The organism is Empedobacter sp. UBA3239 (genome assembly GCF_002362875.1).
Classification (GTDB): Bacteria; Bacteroidota; Bacteroidia; order Flavobacteriales; family Weeksellaceae; genus Empedobacter; species Empedobacter falsenii_B.
This window is the reverse complement of the sequence record NZ_DEVJ01000084.1, coordinates 4,679-21,240: the sequence shown is the minus strand read 5'-3', so window position 1 is coordinate 21,240 and position 16,562 is coordinate 4,679. Positions and strand designations below refer to the sequence as shown.

Below are 16,562 nucleotides of genomic sequence, written 5' to 3'. Positions count from 1 at the left end.
TACTTTTCCTAACCAAATTAAGCAAGAGATTGTAAATAAAGTATTAGAACTTCGAAAAGAACATAAATTAGGGACTTGGCGAATTAAATGGTATTTAGAACGTTATCATAATTTTTTAATATCCGAATCAAGTGTTTATCGTATTCTAAAGCGTAATAATGTTGCTAGATTAGACAGAAAGGTGACTACAAGAGCCATGCATAGTATCAGTTATGAAAAAGAAACACCTGGTCATCATGTACAAGTTGATGTTAAATTTCTAATATTCCATGACGTAAATGGAACTAAAATCAAGCGATTTCAATACACAGCGATTGATGATGCTACACGAATAAGAGCGCTTAAAAACTATGAAAAACATAATCAATTAAGTTCAATTGATTTCATAAATTATGTGATAGAAAAATTCCCTTTTAGAATTAATACAATTCAAACAGATAATGGACACGAATTTCAATCAAAGTTTCATTGGCATGTTCAAGATTTAGGAATGAGACACCGATTTATAAAAGTGGGTACACCTCAATTAAACGGGAAAGTTGAACGATCTCATTTAACAGATAAAAAAGAGTTTTATCAACTTTTAAGTTACACAGATGATGTGGATTTAAATCAAAAATTAGAAGAATGGGAAAACTTTTATAATTTCAATAGGCCTCATTGTTCATTTAAAGGAAAACACCTTATGAAATACTAAAATCAAAACTAAAATAATTATATTTAAAGTCTACGAGGTTATGAAGTACGACACTTCCATATCTCTATTTAATTTAAATATATAAATACTTTATTTTATCTAAAATCAAATTTTTTCTCAAAAGCCGATTTGAATAATTCCTCTTTCTCTATTTTAAATAGCAGCTATAATAGATTTTTAAAAACACATTTTCTCAATTGGAAATTGGAGTTCATGATTTTTTAATCTCTATTTATTAAACCGTTGTTGGAGAAAGTGCTGATTGTTTTTTAAATATATGACGTTCTAATTTAGCATTTTTAACATTTTTCTCTAATTCTGTTATATGCTTGTGTTTGATGTTAGTTTTAAATTATCTTTTCCTACGAAACTTCTGGAACCATATTATTGATAATCTTTGCTCCAATTGTATTATAATGAAGCTTTTATTTGAAGTTTTCTAGCTAAATAGGAAATATTACTTCTTTTGTAATTTTGTTCTACGGTTCATAATTTAAAAGGGCGTCTTAATGATTTTTTATTCCTTTCATCATGGTAAGATTAATATAATAACTAGGATATTCATTAAACTTTTTTTGCAAAAATATGACCTCAATCATAAATATATGAAATAGATGCAGCTAATTTCGTTAATGTTAATTCATACATTATGAAAAAGATGAGAAAAAATCTAACAAAAACTTATGATGAAATTCCAAAACAAAGAGGAGGAGGCTTTCATGATACAGAAAGTAATAGATATTTCAATGATAATGGATTAATTGATGATTGTTACCAAATACTAAGATGTAGATTTCTTTCTATAAATAATTGGAAACATTTCTGTGGTGAATCTTCTGCTGATTTTAGATTGTTTGACCAAAGTGGAGCTCATGCTAATCGCTTACCAATTGTTGGAGATTATATACGAATTGATATACCAGGACCAGGAACTTTTGGTAAAAATGGATTTGATTGGGTAAAAATAGTATCAATTTGCGAGCAAAAATCTATTGATTACAATCAAGCAAGTTTGTCTTTTGTTTGTTCTCCAACTAGTCCTCCAAATCAAAAAAATAGCAAATTAATTGCTCATTTTTATAGTAAAAAGTCGACCTCAACTTTTCGAATAAGTAAAGATAATAATTTAATCAAAATAGGAGTATATGGTCGAAATGAACATCCTAATTTGAGTCATACTAATTTTATCAATTTTTTTAGAAACTTCATTATTGCTTTAGGAGGAATGCTTGGAATAGCTAAATTAGAATGGAAATGTTTATGTGAAGGCTTAATTAACTTTTAAATTAAAACTGAAATGAGAAATACATTTGTGTTAATAGCAACCATTCTAATAATTTTCTGGGGATTAATATACTTTGGATTAGGTATAAGCTATCATGGAATTGTACATTTTCTATTATTTATGGCTTTTATCTCCTTAGTATTACGACTCCTTATTGGTAAAAAACAAGGTTAAATTAATTACTTTTACATATCACACTTATTAATGTTTTATTCTTTTTTAATACCCGCAAAATACTGCGGGTTTTTAATGTGTTGATTTTAAGATTTTTAAAAGTTTTTAAACGAATATGATTTGAGTCATAACATCATAATCTTTATGTGAATAATTTAGCCATAGAAAGAAATCTAATTAGTATTTCAATAAAAGTTAAATCGAATTTATGTCATAATTTATACTAGTCAATTTGTGTCATAGATTACAAAACTACAATTATGAAAAGAAGTAATTCAAACAACCACAATTCACACAGCAATTCAAACAATGCTAAATCAACCTTAGAAGAAATTTATCAGCTGGGTTATGATCATGGTTTTAATGATGCATCACAAGATGAAGATTATGATGATGATTTTTCTGATTATGAAGAAGACTATGATGATTTTATAAGCGGTTATCAAGATGATGACTATGACGATGATGACTATGACGATGATGATTATGACGATGATGATTACGACGACGAAGATGATCAGGATAATAGAAGAGGAAATAGAAGAAGTACGCCACAGCGAGATAGTATGGGTAGATTTGTTTCTTCTAATAATCGATCTTCTGGTCGTGGTAACCGTTCTTCATCATCACCATCTAATAACCGAAGATCTACTTCTAACTCTTCTTCTAATTCTCGAAGCAATCCATCAAGAAGTGGGAATAGCAGAAATTCAGGAAGTGGATCGGGAACTTCAAAAAGAGGATTTGCTTCAATGAGCAAAGCAGAACGTACGCGTATTGCGCGTATGGGAGGTAGAGCATCACATGGAGGTGGACGATCTTCTAATCAACGCGGGCGTTCTTCAAATTCAAGCCGTTCAGGTTTTGGAGGTAGAAGAAATGGTTAATTGTTTTATATTGCCTCTTTTAGGAGGGGCAATTTTTATTAAAAAAAATGAATAATTATGGCAAAGAAAGAGTCTCATCAAATTGATTCAACGAATAAATTAACCGAAAATATTGATGATAAAATGAAAAAATCAGAATTGCATAAATTCTTTATTTCTGCACTTAAAGACATATACTATGCTGAACATGCATTAATTGATGGATTGGAAAAAATGCAAAAATCTGCAACAACTGAAGAACTGCAAGATGCTTTTGAGGATCATCAATTACAAACCAAAAAGCATATTAGCCGACTAGAAAAAGTTTTTACTTTACTCGATGAAAAAGCAGATAAAAAAGAATGTGAAGCGATAAAAGGTTTAATAAAAGAGGCGGAAGAGATTATAAAATCCACTAAAGACGGATCGATGACGCGTGACGCGGCTTTGATTATTGCTGCTCAAAAAATTGAACATTATGAAATTGCAACGTATGGAGGACTTGTGCAGTTAGCTTTGACAATGGAACATGAAAAGGTTGCTGATTTACTTGAAAGAACATTATCTGAAGAAGAAGAAACGGATGATAATCTTACTGAAATTGCTGAAACTTCAATCAATTTTGAAGCGGAAGAAGAAAATTAGTTCTGTGATTAGATCTCTTATTAATATTTATTATGAATAAATGAAAAATAAGAGATCTTTTATTAGAAAAGGATTATACTAGAAAGTTTAACATACCGATTCATCATATGGTATACTTATTGAATTGTTTTAAAACGATTTACTGCCTCTATACTATACTTTAAAAACAAACCTCAAAAGATTAATATTATGCTTATTGATGAAAAATTATTGTATCAGTTTGGTGCTGAAAGAGTCTATTTTAAGAATGGAGAGACTGTATTTACGGAAGGTGCTCATCCTTCTTTCTATTATCAGATTATTGTAGGAAAAGTTAAAGTTAATCATTTTAATGAAGAAGGAAAAGAATCCATACAAAACATTCTATTACCAGGAAATAGCGTAGGAGAATGTTTTTTGTTTTTAGATGGAGTATACCCGATGAACGCACAAGTTATAGAAGATTCCGTATGTTTAAGATTAAGTAAAACAAATTTTTTAAAATTATTGGAATCTAATCCTTGTATATACATAAATCTTAGTCGTTGTATGTCAGAGAAATTGCATTATAAGTTTCTTATGATGCAAAATAATTCCATTAATAACCCCATTATTAGAATGAAAGGATTATTGGATTATTTGAAGAATAATGCTATAGAATCAACAGTACCTTTTTCTTTTAAAATAGATTTAACACGGCAGCAATTAGCTGGTATAACAGGAATGTGTGTAGAAACTGTAATTCGAACAGTCAAGTTAATGGAATCTCAGAATATGTTGAGGTTACAAAAGGGCAAAATACTATATTAAGAAGAATTTGTTAACAACCTAAAAACAACCATTATGTTCCCACAATTTAAAGAATTTTTTTTATCTAGCATACATATTTTCGCTTATATAATAATGCTTATAGGAGGATGGATATTTTTATTTTTTTGGCTCAAAAAAAGAAAAAAGAAAAGAAATAGTAGAAAATAATTTGATTATTTTATTAGCCCATTATTATTTATATAGAAATAATGGGCTAATTTTATTTATAAATCTCTATGTATCAACACTATTAATTCTTGTTCTTTTTTTACTTTATTATAAGAAAAGTTTGAATAAAAATGAATTAACATTTTTTTTGTTAGACAAATTTCTCCATGTGAATAATTATTCTTGTCAAGAAATTCGATTACTGAGGTTTTGTAGTCAGTAATTATATTTTCAAAAAATTCTTTTTTTTGTTTACATAAAGTTGTTTGACTAATTTTCTCAAGCGATTTAATAATAAATGGGGGATCAAGAATCAAATGTGCAGTTGTAGATCCAAAAATAAATTCATGAATTAAACATAAAAATTCATGTTCTGAATGAGTATTATCTGATTTTCTCATATTTCTTTAGCCGTTTATGATTTCTCCACCATTTGGATGGATTACTTGTCCCGTAATAAATCGAGCATCTTCTGAAGCTAAAAATAAAAAAGCAGGAGCAATTTCATTTGGCATAGCAGCTCTTTCCATAGGTTTGTCACTTCCAAATGTTGCAATTTTTTCAGGTTCAAAAGAAGATACAATAAGAGGTGTCCAAACAGGACCAGGTGCAACAGCATTTACTCTAATTTCTTTTTTTACTAAATTAGCAGATAAGCTTCTTGTAAATGAAACGATAGCTCCTTTGCTGGCAGCATAATCAATTAATTTTGGACTTCCCCTATAAGCAGTAACTGAAGTAGTATTGATGATGGTGCTTCCTTTTTGCATATAAGGTAAAGCGTATTTTGTCATCCAGAAATATGAGAATACATTGTTTTTAAATGTCTTTTCTAGTTGCTTCGTTGAAATTTCTTCTAATGTTTCACTTTCCCAATGTAAAGCTGCATTATTAATTAAAATATCAATTTTATGAAAAGATTCAATCGTTTTTTCAACTACAATTCTACAATTTTTTTCAATGGATAAATCACCTTTTATTATTTTACAATTGACATTAAATTTTTCAATTTCTTTTTTAGTCGATAATGCCTCTTCCTTTTCATTTAAATATGCGATTACGATATCTGCACCTTCTTTAGCAAAAAGTAAAGCTGTAGCTTTTCCAATTCCACTATCGCCACCTGTTATTAAGGCTGTTTTTCCCACTAATTTCCCTTTTTGAGAATATATAATTGGATCTGTCTCGGGAATTGGTTGCATTTTTTTTTCTTTTCCTGGTCTGGTTTGTTGTTGATTTGCTTGTTGTAATTTTTTCATTTTTATTAGTTTTAATGTTTATAAAAAATATTCACTTATAATTATCTATTCCAAGTTTTCTGATTGATAAATGTTGAATCATAATAAATTTATGAAACAATTTTCCGCTCATACATTTACAAATAATACCATACAAATGAGGATGTTTTTCTAAAAGATTATGAAAACTTACTTTCTCTAATTTTAATATGTCACATTCTACCATTGCCTGTATTGTAATAGTATATAGATCTTCCGAAAATAGAAATGACTCACCTAAACTTTGTCCTTTAGAAAGCTGAGTTTCTAAAAGTATTTTTTCGTGTTGATAATTTTTTCTCTTTACTTTTCCTCTTTGTATTTGTAGATAAAATTTTGCTGTTATGCCTTTTTTAATAATAAATTCTCCTGGTTTGTAGGTTTGCTGAGTTGCACCAAATTCAAATAATAAATCTTTGTCTATTAACATATCCTAAGTTTTTAAAGTAGTTTTAACCAATCTACTTTGATTTTTTAGTTCTATTTATGAGTACAATCATAATCTCATCAGTATTCTACTTCTAATTTTGAAATTTAATATGACGAGTCGATTGTCATTGTGTATTGTTTAATCACAAAAAGATATTTTATGAAAACTATTGCAGTCATTACATTTTTATTCGTTTTAACAGCTATTAGCTGTAAACCAAGAAATGAAGTGTTACCGAATCAGAAAGATTCTATTATTACACATGATAGTATATTATCAGGTGAGTATCCAATGTCTCCTGACTCTGCTGATACTATACTTCCAGTCGATAGCACATCTTACGATGTCGACTCTATTAAGAGAAGTCGATAAAATATCTATTTGTGTTAGGAGAATTCCTATAAATATTAGGAATTCTCTTTTTTATTAAAGAGATCAATTCTGTATTGGATCTCAATATTTAAATTTTAATACTTCGATTATGGAAGGTGGATCATTACTACAAGAAAATGGAGTTCAAATTACCATTTTTTTAATATTTGCAATTGTCTTTTCAGGCTTGCTTATCATTATTTTTAGACTTTTAGGAATTTATGGTACTTTAATAAAACGAAAACAAGCACGAGAACTTGAAAAAAAACTAGAAAGCCTTTCTAAAGAAGAACGTTTAGTTTATAACCAAAAAGAAAATTCCTTAAAATTAAATCTTACATCACATAACCTTTCTGAGAATTACATTGTTTCGGATGAAGAAGGTATTGTAAGAAATATTAATATAGTTGAAGAGCTGAGAGTTTTTCCTGTTAAAAGAAGAACTTCAAGTTTTCAAAGATACATAACAAATGATTTAAGCAAACTCATCTTATATTTTTTAGGTACAGCTACTTTTTGGTTGATTATTGGAACAACATTTGGCCTTTATTTAGGAATTAAATTTGTTGTACCAGATTTAGATCACGTAAGCTGGCTTAGTTTTGGACGAATGAGGCCTTCACATACGAATTCCGTTTTTTGGGGATGGGCATCTTTGGCCATGCTTGGTTTTGCTTACTATGTAATACCAAGAGTAAGCAATATCGAAAATTTTAATTTAAAGCTCGGTTATCTTTCTCTCGTTTTAGTTAATATGGCTGTTTTAGTAGGGACTATATTTTTACTTGCGGGAATTAATAATGGCGGTGGGGAATATAGGGAATATATATGGCCAGTCATGTCCGCTTTCGCTTTAGGAGTAGCAGTTTCATTGTACAATTTTTTTAGACCAATTGCTAAGCGCAAAACGAAAGAAATTTATATATCAAATTGGTATATTGTTTCAGGAACAATGTTTATTGTTGTCGTTCTTATAGTTTGTTATTTACCTTTTTGGCAAAATGGAATGGGAGAAACTATAATGCAAGGTTATTATATGCATCAAGCAATTGGGATGTGGTTTATGATGATTAATTTGGGATTGATGTACTATTTTCTTCCACAACAACTCAATAAACCTATTTATTCGTATAGTTTAGGAATTCTAGCATTCTGGACACACACCTTATTTTACACATTGATAGGAACACACCATTTTATTTTTAGTGCTATACCTTGGAGTCTCCAAACAACTGCAATAGTTGCAAGTGCTGGAATGTTAATTCCTGTTGCAGCAGGTACAGCAAATTTTTTATTAACATTTAATGGAGCTTGGTATCAATTGAAAACTAGTTACACTTTGCCTTTCTATTTTATGTCGATTATTTTTTATTTTACAGGGTCTTTTCAAGGAACAGTAGAAGCGTTTCGATTCACGAATTTATTATGGCATTTTACAGATTTTACTGTTGCTCATTCTCATTTAACAATGTATGGCATTATCACGTTTATGCTGTGGGGTTTTTGCTATACGTTAGTACCAAGATTAACAGGTAAAGAACCTCCAAAATTATTAGTGGGTATACATTTTTGGTTGGCTTTAATTGGATTATTATTCTATGTTATTGCACTCATGATTGGCGGAACAGGTACAGGACAACTATGGATGGATAAAAAACCTTTTATTCAAGGAGTCATCAATATGGGACCTTATTGGCTTTGGCGAGCAATAGGAGGTACTATGATGTGGGTATCTCATTTAATATTTGCATATAATTTTTATAGGATGACTAAAAAAGGAGAAAACATTTCAATTCCAGTAACTCCTTCTGAAATATTAGCAGCTAAGAAACAGTATAATGAAAAAGAGTTTAATCTTTAAATAAATTTATATGTCATTTTTTAACAATCATAAAACTCTTTTTGGGGCAGCACTTGGTCTTTTTCTCTTCTTGACTACATATATTGCAATTATTCCTGCCTTAGAAAATCAAAAGATAAATCAGCCGTTACCGCGACAATCAAAAGAACTCTCGGTAGATGAACTAGCAGGAAAAATGGTTTATATCGAGAATGGATGTGTAGCATGCCATACTCAGCAAGTACGGAATGTAGAAATGGATAATGTATTTGGTAAACGACCAAGTATACCTGCTGATTACGCGAATAATAAGCGATTAGATGTTTGGCGAAATACAGCTAATTTAATGGGGACAGAACGTACAGGACCAGATTTAACAAATGTAGGAGAAAGGCAACCTAGCGAGGATTGGCATTTGATACATTTGTATCAACCACGTGCTGCTGTAGCTCAATCTATTATGCCTGCTTATCCTTTTCTATTTATCGAACGAGATTTTTTGCATAAAGATGATATTGAGGTAAAAGTTCCCGAGAAATTTGTTAAGCGTAATAAAAAAATTGTAGCTAGTAAAAAAGCATTACAATTAGTTGCTTATTTAAAATCGTTAAAACAAGCTCAATTTACGGATGAAAGTAGTGTTCCTGATTTCTTATACAAAAGAAAAATAAAAAGTGATAACGAAACTGAAAATATGTCCACTTTACCAAATGGTGAAGAATTATACACAACTAATTGTGCAACATGTCATCAAGCAAATGGAGAAGGAGTCCCTGGAGCATTTCCTCCTTTAAAAAATAGTCCTGTAGTTACAGGTGGAGCTTTAGAATTATATGTTACAATAATTATGAAAGGTTATGATCCTCGACCAGAATATGCAACTATGCCTGCAGTGGGAGAGAATGCAGGTTTTACAGCCGAAGATGTAGCGGCTATAATAAATCACGAACGCTCAAGTTGGGGAAATAATGCAAAAAAAATAACAGTTGAAGAAGTGCAAGTCATTTTGGATAAAATAAAATAATATGGATAAAAGAGCTAAAAATAAAATGTGCTTTGTAAGTATATTCCTTACATCAGCTTTGTTTGCATGTGATGCATGTCAATTGCAACAACCAAAAATCACACAGAATTTTACACATGGAACAGGTCCTCAAAGCGATTGGGATTGGTTTATTGTAGTAATTGTTATTCTAATTACATTATGGACTTTTATTCTATCCCTAAAATATTTATTTAAACCAGGAGAAAAAGAAAGTGGACACATAAAAAATTTATTTTATTCAGATTAAAACAGATCGTATGAAAAATGACAGAAGCAAAATATTTTTATTTTTAGATGATCAATTGCAGCCGATTGCAGAATTGGACGCACCTACTGTTTTTGATTTAGATACAGAAAAGATGGTTGATGGAGAACATTTTTTAAAAATAGTTAGTCGTTCGACAACGGGCAAAGAAGGAATTAAAATCATACAGTTTACTGTTACAAACGGACCTTTTATTCAAGTAGAAGGAATAAAAAATAAGTCTATTTTAAATGGAACTGTTTCACTTATGATTAATGCTTACGATAAAGGAAATCAAAAAAGTTTTTTAATTAATGGTAGCGAATCCCCTAAAACTGTTCCTTATTGGGTTTGGATACTTATACTTTTGTTTATCGGATGGGCAATCTATTATGAGATAACAAGTTACTCAATCTCCTAACATAACTAAGAAGGATCAATAATTCCCAAATTTTAATAATGTTAATTGATTTAATGTTTGATTTACAGTGTAATATGAATATGTAGTATTCATTTTTTAAATCTAAAAAATCTTAATTATGAGTTTATTTCAATCAAATCGAAAAAATATACAAGATAAAGTAGTTGTAATTACCGGTGCATCAAGTGGTGTTGGTTTAACGAAATCAATTTCATTTGCAAAAGAAGGTTGTATATTAGTCTTAGCAGCGAGAGGAGTAGAAGGTCTTGTTAGAGCAACTGAGAAATGTAAAGAGTTAGGAGCTAAAGCTATTTACAAAAAAAAACAGATATGTCAATTGCAGATGATGTAAAAGAATTAGTCGATTTTACATTAAAACATTTAGGTGAAATTGATTTTTGGGTGAACAATGTAGGTGTTATGACAAGTGGAAAATTCGAGGAAATTTGTATGAATATTAATGAACAAGTCATCAAAACTAATCTAATGGGTTATATGCATGGTGCTTACTATGTTTTACCAGTTTTTAAGAAGTAACAAAAAAGCTATACTTATCAATAATGTCTCAATAGGAGGGTATATGCCAGCCCCTTTTAGTGCTGTCTATTCTTCTACTAAATTTGGAATTAAAGGATTGATGGAAGGTTTGCAAAGTGAGTATGCGTGTTATCCAAAAATACATATTTGTAATTTATATCCTCAGGTTCAGCGATCAACAGGAAATATACATTCAGCAAAATAATCAGGGTTAGATTTTAAAATTCCTCCTTTTGCAGCAGACCCTCTTGATACGGCGCAATTAATTGTAAACCTTACTAAAAAACCTAAAGAAGATAATTTTCCAGATGTCACCTCTTTTTTATTAAAATCAGAACATGCTATTTTTCCATATAGTATAACTAATTTATCACATTTTGCATTACGTATGATGATGAAAAAGAAAGAAGGTAAAGATGTAGAAGGAAATATTTTAGAACCTTCTAAAGAACCGCATCAAATTTATGGTGAAACAAGTTTAGCTGTACTTTCTAAAGGAACTAAAAAATAGTATCTCTAGGGATAGTAATAGGGTTTGGTCTATTTATATTCAAGAGAGTTGGTACTAAATCATTGTGATATTAAAGTTCAATCTTGTATATCACGCAAATTTTATATTAATCCATGTAAATCAGTTGACCTAGTCATTATAACACATGGACATGTCGACCATGTAAGAATCGGAATGAATAAGGTATTTGTAATATATAATTTATGATTGAACTCATAAACTCTAAACCCAATCTCATTTTAATTTTGTAATAATCACTTACAATAAAAAAATAAACGATGGAAAAAGATTACTTAAACATAGACAAAATTCAAAATTTATTGAATGAATTATATGACAAAGCATATGAAAAGGGATTTAATTCTTCAAGAGTATTAGAAGGGGATAATTGTGAAGCTGATCCTCGAGAAGGTGTGATATTAAGTGAAGGAGGAAAAGTTGAAGAAGATCACACACCTCAATCAACTTCAGCTAAATCAATATTAGTTGAATATATAAAAACTAAGCTTATTGATACTTTAAATGATACAAACAATTAGATTGTATTTTTTTATTCAAAATATTTCAATTCTATTCCATCAAATGATGCATATACCATAGTTAGATGACTTTCTTGATGAAAAATATTTCCAAAATGATCAATGGCAATTGCACCAGCAAAGCCTTTAATTTGTTTTAATTCTTCAAAAGATTTTTCAAATGCATCTTCTATTGTAATTCCGTCTGTAACTCGTGTTACAATTTTTGCAGCCATTGCTCCACTTACGATATCTTCTCCAACTCCGGTCATACTAACACCACAATATTTATTAGCGTAATTACCAGCAACAGTAGCAGAATCTGATACACGCCCTGGTATTTCAAAACCTTTTCCTCCAGTTGATGTAGCAACAGCAATATTATTATCGCCATCTAAACAAACACATCCAACAGTACTTGTTCTCGTAGAATTTATTTTTTCTTCAAATTCTTTTTTACGTTGCTCAGTTTCAGGATTAAAATGGTCGAATCCATGCTTACTGGCAAATTCTATTGCTCCACTACCAGCCAAAATACGATCATCGTAAGTCATTAGTTTTTCTGCAACTAAAATTGGATGTTCAACATTTTCTATATTAATAACACCAGACATTTTAAGAGTATTCCCATTCATTAAAGCAGCACTTAATCTTATTTTTCCATCCGATTGTATTTGAGAACCTAATCCTGCATTAAATAAAGGGTCGTCTTCTAATAAACTTACTGTATATACAACAGTTTCAACTGCTGTGTGTGTTGTTAAATAGTCGTACCCTTTTTGTACAATTTTAATTAAAGCACTTTGCTTTTGGAATTTAGTTTCAGGATCAGTTAATGATTCGGAGAAAAAACCGCCGTGAATAATTAGTTTCATTTTATTGATTGTTATATTGAGAATCTTTGATGATAATTTTATTTTGATCAAAATGAAAAATATCATTTCGTGTCATCACGTGAGAAATAATATGGCTGATTGAAATTGGATATCCAATGTCTACCTTTGATAAACTCGTATCCAAAATTTCTCTTCCATCAACCAAAATAACAGAACCAGAACCAATTGCTGTCATTTTGTTATTGTTATCGCTGATAATTAGTCCAGTGTCTTCACTCAATCCGATACCTATTTTCATTGGATTTCCAGTAACTGCTTGAAATAATCTTCCAATTCTCCCACGTTGAATAAAATGTGTATCAACAATAATGGAATCAATTAACCCAAGCCCGCTGTTCATTTCTACCGCACCTTTTAATAATGCATCATTACTTGCGCCTTGATAAATCATACTAGAAGATGCGGCAGCAGCTCCTGCGGATGTTCCAGCATAAATAAAATCTTCATGATAATATTTTTGAAGAAGCTTTTGTTGAAAAGGAGTTCCACCGATAGTTGAAGTAAGTCTCAATTGATCTCCGCCACTAAATAAAACAACATTAGCTTCATCTAAACGTGCTAGCGAATCAGGATGTAAAGCATCTACACGTGTATTAATATCTAAATGTGCTACGTTTGTTGCACTTAATAGTTTAAAGGCTTTTATATAAGATTCAGCAGCAAGTTTTGGAGATTGTGAAGCTGTGGTTATAATTTCAATTCTTGAATTCTCTTTTAATTTCGATTCCTCAATAATCTTTTTTAAAATTCCATTCTGATAAAAAAAATCGTTGAGTACTTCTTCCTTCGGTAAGTGAGAAGGAATGTTCTCAGCAGTATTTATTCCTCCTCCAACTATGATTAATTTTCCTTTTATACTCATATTAATTAATTTATTCATTTTCAATTTAATAAATATTGATAGGCTTGAACAAGTTTTAGTTCTTAAATAAATGATAAAGTAATGTTAAATCCCTAAATAGGTCTAGTTCTTGTAAAGATATATTGAATAATTATAACACTTACCACATATGAAAATAGAAAATATATCGATTTTAAAAGGACCAAATTTTTGGAGTATTAAAAGAGAAAAACTAATCCAAATGCGATTGAATTTAGGTCGTTTAGAACAATTTCCAACGAATAAGATTGATGGATTTGCAGAACGTATACAATCATGGTTACCTACAATGTACTCGCATCGTTGTTCTGAAGGGGTAGCTGGTGGTTTTTTTACTCGTGTAAAAGAAGGAACATGGATGGGGCATGTAATTGAGCATATCGCATTAGAAATACAAACCCTAGCAGGTATGAATACCGGCTTTGGTAGAACTCGCGAAACAAATACTCCAGGAACTTATAATGTTGTATTTGCATATCAAGATGAAGAAGTAGGGATGTATGCAGCAAAGGCAGCTGTTAGAATTGCAGAAGCATTAATATCTAATTCATCTTATTCCATTTCAGAAGATATTAAAAATATGACTAAAATATGGAATTCAAATAAACTCGGTCCTTCTACACAAAGTATAATTAATGAAGCAGAAAACCGAAAAATACCATGGACACGATTAAATAATCATTCTTATATCCAATTGGGATATGGTAAAAATCAAGCTAGATTAGAGGCGACAATTACAGATAAAACCAACTATCTGGCTGTTGAGATTGCATGTGATAAATTTCGAACCAAACAATTATTAAAGGATGCATTTATTCCTATCGCTGATGGTGGTATAGGCGAAAATGAAGAAGATTTAAAAAAAATAATAGATAAAATAAACTATCCAATTGTTATTAAACCATATAATTGTAATCACGGAAGAGGAGTAACCACCAATATAAATGAATATGAAACTGCTGAAAAAGCATTCCAGAATGCACGAGAATTTAGTCAAAAAATAATCGTAGAAAAATTTGTAAAAGGGTATGATTTTAGAATATTGGTCATCAATAAAAAAGTAGTTGCCGCGGCTAAACGAATACCTGCTCATATAATTGGAGATGGAAAACTTACGATAAAAGAATTAATTCAAATTGAAAATGAAAACCCTAAAAGAGGAGAAGGTCATGAACAAGTTTTAACAAAAATTAGCATAGACCATCATACAATTTCATTATTAAAATCAAAAAACTACGATCTACAATCTATACCCAAAAGAGCTGAAATAATTTATTTAAAAGCAACAGCAAATCTCAGTACAGGAGGAACATCTATTGATACAACTGAAGACCTTCATCCTGATAATATTATTATAGCAGAGAAAATTGCTAAAGTCATCAATTTGGATATATGTGGTATTGATATCATAGCATCCAATTTATCCGAATCTTTGTATACATCTGGTGGAGTGGTAATAGAAGTAAATGCAGCTCCAGGATTTAGAATGCATATAGAACCAACAAAAGGAATTTCGCGCAATGTTGCTTCTCCCGTTTTAGATATGCTATTCCCTTTTCAAAAATTACCAACTATTCCAATAATAGCAATTACAGGTACCAATGGTAAAACAACCACCACTCGTTTAATTGCACATATATTTAAAAACACTGAAAAAAATGTAGGTTATACAACATCCGACGGTATTTATATTAATAATCAGCTAATGGAGAAAGGGGATACAACAGGTCCTATTAGTGCAAAAAAAATATTGAATGATCCAACAATAGATATTGCTGTTTTAGAAACTGCAAGAGGTGGAATTCTGAGAGAAGGACTTGGATTTAGTGCTTGCGATATTGGTATAATAACGAATATTACAGAAGATCATTTGGGATTAAAAGATATCGATTCTTTAGAGCAATTAGCTAGAGTAAAATCTGTTGTTGTTGAAAGTGTGAAAAAAGACGGTTGGGCAATTTTAAATACTGAAGATTATTATTCAATGGAAATTTCAAAGAAATTAGCATGTCAAATTGCGTATTTTTCATTGGATGAAAAAAGTAAAGAAGTTCAAAAACTTATTAAAAATGGAAATATAGTCGCATTGTATACGCAAGAAAATATTGTAATACAGACTAAAAAAGAACGAATAGTTGTTGCGAATATTTGCGATATACCGTTAACAATGAATGGAAAAGCTATTTTCATGATTCAAAATGTTCTAGCTGCTGTATTAGCAGCATATATATCAGGTTTGCATGTTCCCCAGATTACGAAAGCGTTGAATACTTTTGTTCCAAGCCCTGATTTAACACCTGGTAGAATGAATATTTTTCAGTTCAAAGATTTTAAAATATTAATCGATTTCGCACATAACCCTGCAGGATACACAGCTATAAAAGATTATTTGTCTAAAGTGAAAGCAAATAAAAAAATTGGAATTATTTCAGGTGTAGGGGATAGAAGAGACGAAGACATACAAAAGTGTGGAAAAATAGCAGCGGAGATGTTTGATTATATTATTATTCGACAAGAAAGACACTTAAGGGGACGAACAGAGGAAGAAATTATACAATTGCTTGTAAAAGGTATTCATGAAGTTCAAGAGGATTTTCCTTATGAAATAATTCCGAATGAAATTGAAGCGATAGAACATACAATAAACAAAGCAGAAAAAGGTGATTTTATAGTCGCACTTAGCGATGCTGTTTCCAATGCTATAGAACTAGTGCAATTTCATATGAACAAAAATTCCTAAACAATTTAAACTATAAAAAGTAAATGTTTAATTAAAATCAAAATTTATGAGAAATCTAATTTCAATTATTGCTGTAGTATTACTTATTTTGTGGGCTATAGGTTATTTCGGATTCGGCCAAGCAGTAGGTCAATTTATTCACATATTACTTGTGCTTGCTATCATAGCTTTATTATACAGATTAATTACAGGGCGAAAACCTTAGTATAAAAAATAATCTGAAAGAA

General features: G+C 30.3%; 20 protein-coding genes and 1 pseudogene. 16 read left to right on the top strand and 5 right to left on the bottom strand.

The window, feature by feature from the left end:
* The 5 genes and pseudogenes from B4G36_RS12775 to B4G36_RS12755 form a co-directional block, all read left to right on the top strand.
* Nucleotides 1-714 (top strand): annotated as a pseudogene (locus B4G36_RS12775) (integrase core domain-containing protein); the annotation flags it as partial.
* 632 nt (nt 715-1,346) lie between these two features.
* Entirely contained in the window at nt 1,347-1,982 is a 636-nt protein-coding gene (locus B4G36_RS12770; protein WP_291064277.1) for a hypothetical protein, read from the top strand.
* Nucleotides 1,983-2,416: 434 nt separating this feature from the next.
* Complete coding sequence (locus tag B4G36_RS12765; protein WP_291064276.1) at nt 2,417-3,043, top strand: KGG domain-containing protein; 627 nt, start codon at nt 2,417-2,419, stop codon at nt 3,041-3,043.
* Between the two features lie 57 nt (nt 3,044-3,100).
* Nucleotides 3,101-3,667, top strand: a complete 567-nt coding sequence (locus B4G36_RS12760) for a ferritin-like domain-containing protein (protein WP_291064275.1) — start codon at nt 3,101-3,103, stop codon at nt 3,665-3,667.
* 189 nt (nt 3,668-3,856) lie between these two features.
* A complete protein-coding gene (locus B4G36_RS12755; protein WP_291064274.1) occupies nt 3,857-4,456 on the top strand; it encodes a Crp/Fnr family transcriptional regulator in 600 nt (199 codons plus the stop codon).
* A gap of 224 nt (nt 4,457-4,680) precedes the next feature.
* Here B4G36_RS12755 and B4G36_RS12750 read toward each other — a convergent pair whose 3' ends face one another.
* Genes B4G36_RS12750 through B4G36_RS12740 form a run of 3 tightly spaced genes read right to left on the bottom strand, consistent with a single transcriptional unit; the run spans nt 4,681 to nt 6,331 of the window.
* Nucleotides 4,681-5,025, bottom strand: a complete 345-nt coding sequence (locus B4G36_RS12750; protein ID WP_291064273.1) for a hypothetical protein — start codon at nt 5,023-5,025, stop codon at nt 4,681-4,683.
* A gap of 6 nt (nt 5,026-5,031) precedes the next feature.
* A complete protein-coding gene (locus tag B4G36_RS12745; protein ID WP_291064272.1) occupies nt 5,032-5,883 on the bottom strand; it encodes an SDR family oxidoreductase in 852 nt (283 codons plus the stop codon).
* Nucleotides 5,884-5,914: 31 nt separating this feature from the next.
* Complete coding sequence (locus B4G36_RS12740) at nt 5,915-6,331, bottom strand: cyclic nucleotide-binding domain-containing protein (protein WP_291064271.1); 417 nt, start codon at nt 6,329-6,331, stop codon at nt 5,915-5,917.
* A gap of 228 nt (nt 6,332-6,559) precedes the next feature.
* Between B4G36_RS12740 and B4G36_RS12735 the strand changes: the two genes are divergently transcribed.
* The 9 genes from B4G36_RS12735 to B4G36_RS12695 all read left to right on the top strand — a co-directional run bounded on the left by B4G36_RS12735 (nt 6,560) and on the right by B4G36_RS12695 (nt 11,840).
* Nucleotides 6,560-6,703: a hypothetical protein gene (locus B4G36_RS12735; protein ID WP_160279567.1), complete on the top strand. Its 144-nt coding sequence runs from the start codon at nt 6,560-6,562 to the stop codon at nt 6,701-6,703.
* A gap of 109 nt (nt 6,704-6,812) precedes the next feature.
* The gene (locus B4G36_RS12730; RefSeq protein WP_291064270.1) at nt 6,813-8,564 is read left to right on the top strand and encodes a cbb3-type cytochrome c oxidase subunit I; all 1,752 of its coding nucleotides are present in this window, start codon (nt 6,813-6,815) and stop codon (nt 8,562-8,564) included.
* A gap of 10 nt (nt 8,565-8,574) precedes the next feature.
* A complete protein-coding gene (locus tag B4G36_RS12725) occupies nt 8,575-9,567 on the top strand; it encodes a cbb3-type cytochrome c oxidase subunit II (protein ID WP_291064269.1) in 993 nt (330 codons plus the stop codon).
* A 1-nt stretch (nt 9,568) separates the two neighbouring features.
* Nucleotides 9,569-9,835, top strand: a complete 267-nt coding sequence (locus B4G36_RS12720; protein ID WP_291064268.1) for a hypothetical protein — start codon at nt 9,569-9,571, stop codon at nt 9,833-9,835.
* A 10-nt stretch (nt 9,836-9,845) separates the two neighbouring features.
* Nucleotides 9,846-10,253, top strand: coding sequence for a cytochrome C (locus B4G36_RS12715; RefSeq protein ID WP_291064267.1), 408 nt, complete (start codon nt 9,846-9,848; stop codon nt 10,251-10,253).
* 118 nt (nt 10,254-10,371) lie between these two features.
* Nucleotides 10,372-10,605 carry an SDR family NAD(P)-dependent oxidoreductase gene (locus B4G36_RS12710; protein WP_291064266.1) on the top strand — a complete coding sequence of 78 codons (234 nt, stop codon included), beginning with the start codon at nt 10,372-10,374 and terminating at the stop codon, nt 10,603-10,605.
* Nucleotides 10,584-10,790, top strand: coding sequence for an SDR family NAD(P)-dependent oxidoreductase (locus tag B4G36_RS12705; protein ID WP_291064265.1), 207 nt, complete (start codon nt 10,584-10,586; stop codon nt 10,788-10,790). Before B4G36_RS12710 ends, B4G36_RS12705 begins: the two co-directional genes overlap by 22 nt.
* Before the next feature lie 43 nt (nt 10,791-10,833).
* Nucleotides 10,834-10,995: a hypothetical protein gene (locus tag B4G36_RS12700; RefSeq protein WP_409410942.1), complete on the top strand. Its 162-nt coding sequence runs from the start codon at nt 10,834-10,836 to the stop codon at nt 10,993-10,995.
* A 584-nt stretch (nt 10,996-11,579) separates the two neighbouring features.
* Nucleotides 11,580-11,840 (top strand): hypothetical protein, encoded by a 261-nt coding sequence (locus B4G36_RS12695; protein ID WP_291064263.1) that lies wholly within the window; start codon nt 11,580-11,582, stop codon nt 11,838-11,840.
* Nucleotides 11,841-11,851: 11 nt separating this feature from the next.
* On the opposite strand, the gene B4G36_RS12690 is transcribed toward B4G36_RS12695, so the two are convergent.
* Together B4G36_RS12690 and B4G36_RS12685 are read right to left on the bottom strand one after the other, a co-directional pair.
* Nucleotides 11,852-12,694 (bottom strand): isoaspartyl peptidase/L-asparaginase, encoded by an 843-nt coding sequence (locus B4G36_RS12690; protein WP_291064262.1) that lies wholly within the window; start codon nt 12,692-12,694, stop codon nt 11,852-11,854.
* Between the two features lies 1 nt (nt 12,695).
* A complete protein-coding gene (locus B4G36_RS12685) occupies nt 12,696-13,595 on the bottom strand; it encodes a cyanophycinase (protein ID WP_312193795.1) in 900 nt (299 codons plus the stop codon).
* A gap of 130 nt (nt 13,596-13,725) precedes the next feature.
* Here B4G36_RS12685 and cphA point away from each other — a divergent pair, with 130 nt between their 5' ends.
* On the top strand, nt 13,726-16,335 hold the full coding sequence (gene cphA / locus B4G36_RS12680) for a cyanophycin synthetase (RefSeq protein WP_291064261.1): 2,610 nt from the start codon (nt 13,726-13,728) through the stop codon (nt 16,333-16,335).
* A 46-nt stretch (nt 16,336-16,381) separates the two neighbouring features.
* Nucleotides 16,382-16,540 (top strand): lmo0937 family membrane protein, encoded by a 159-nt coding sequence (locus tag B4G36_RS12675; RefSeq protein ID WP_115000514.1) that lies wholly within the window; start codon nt 16,382-16,384, stop codon nt 16,538-16,540.
* Nucleotides 16,541-16,562 lie beyond the last annotated feature (22 nt).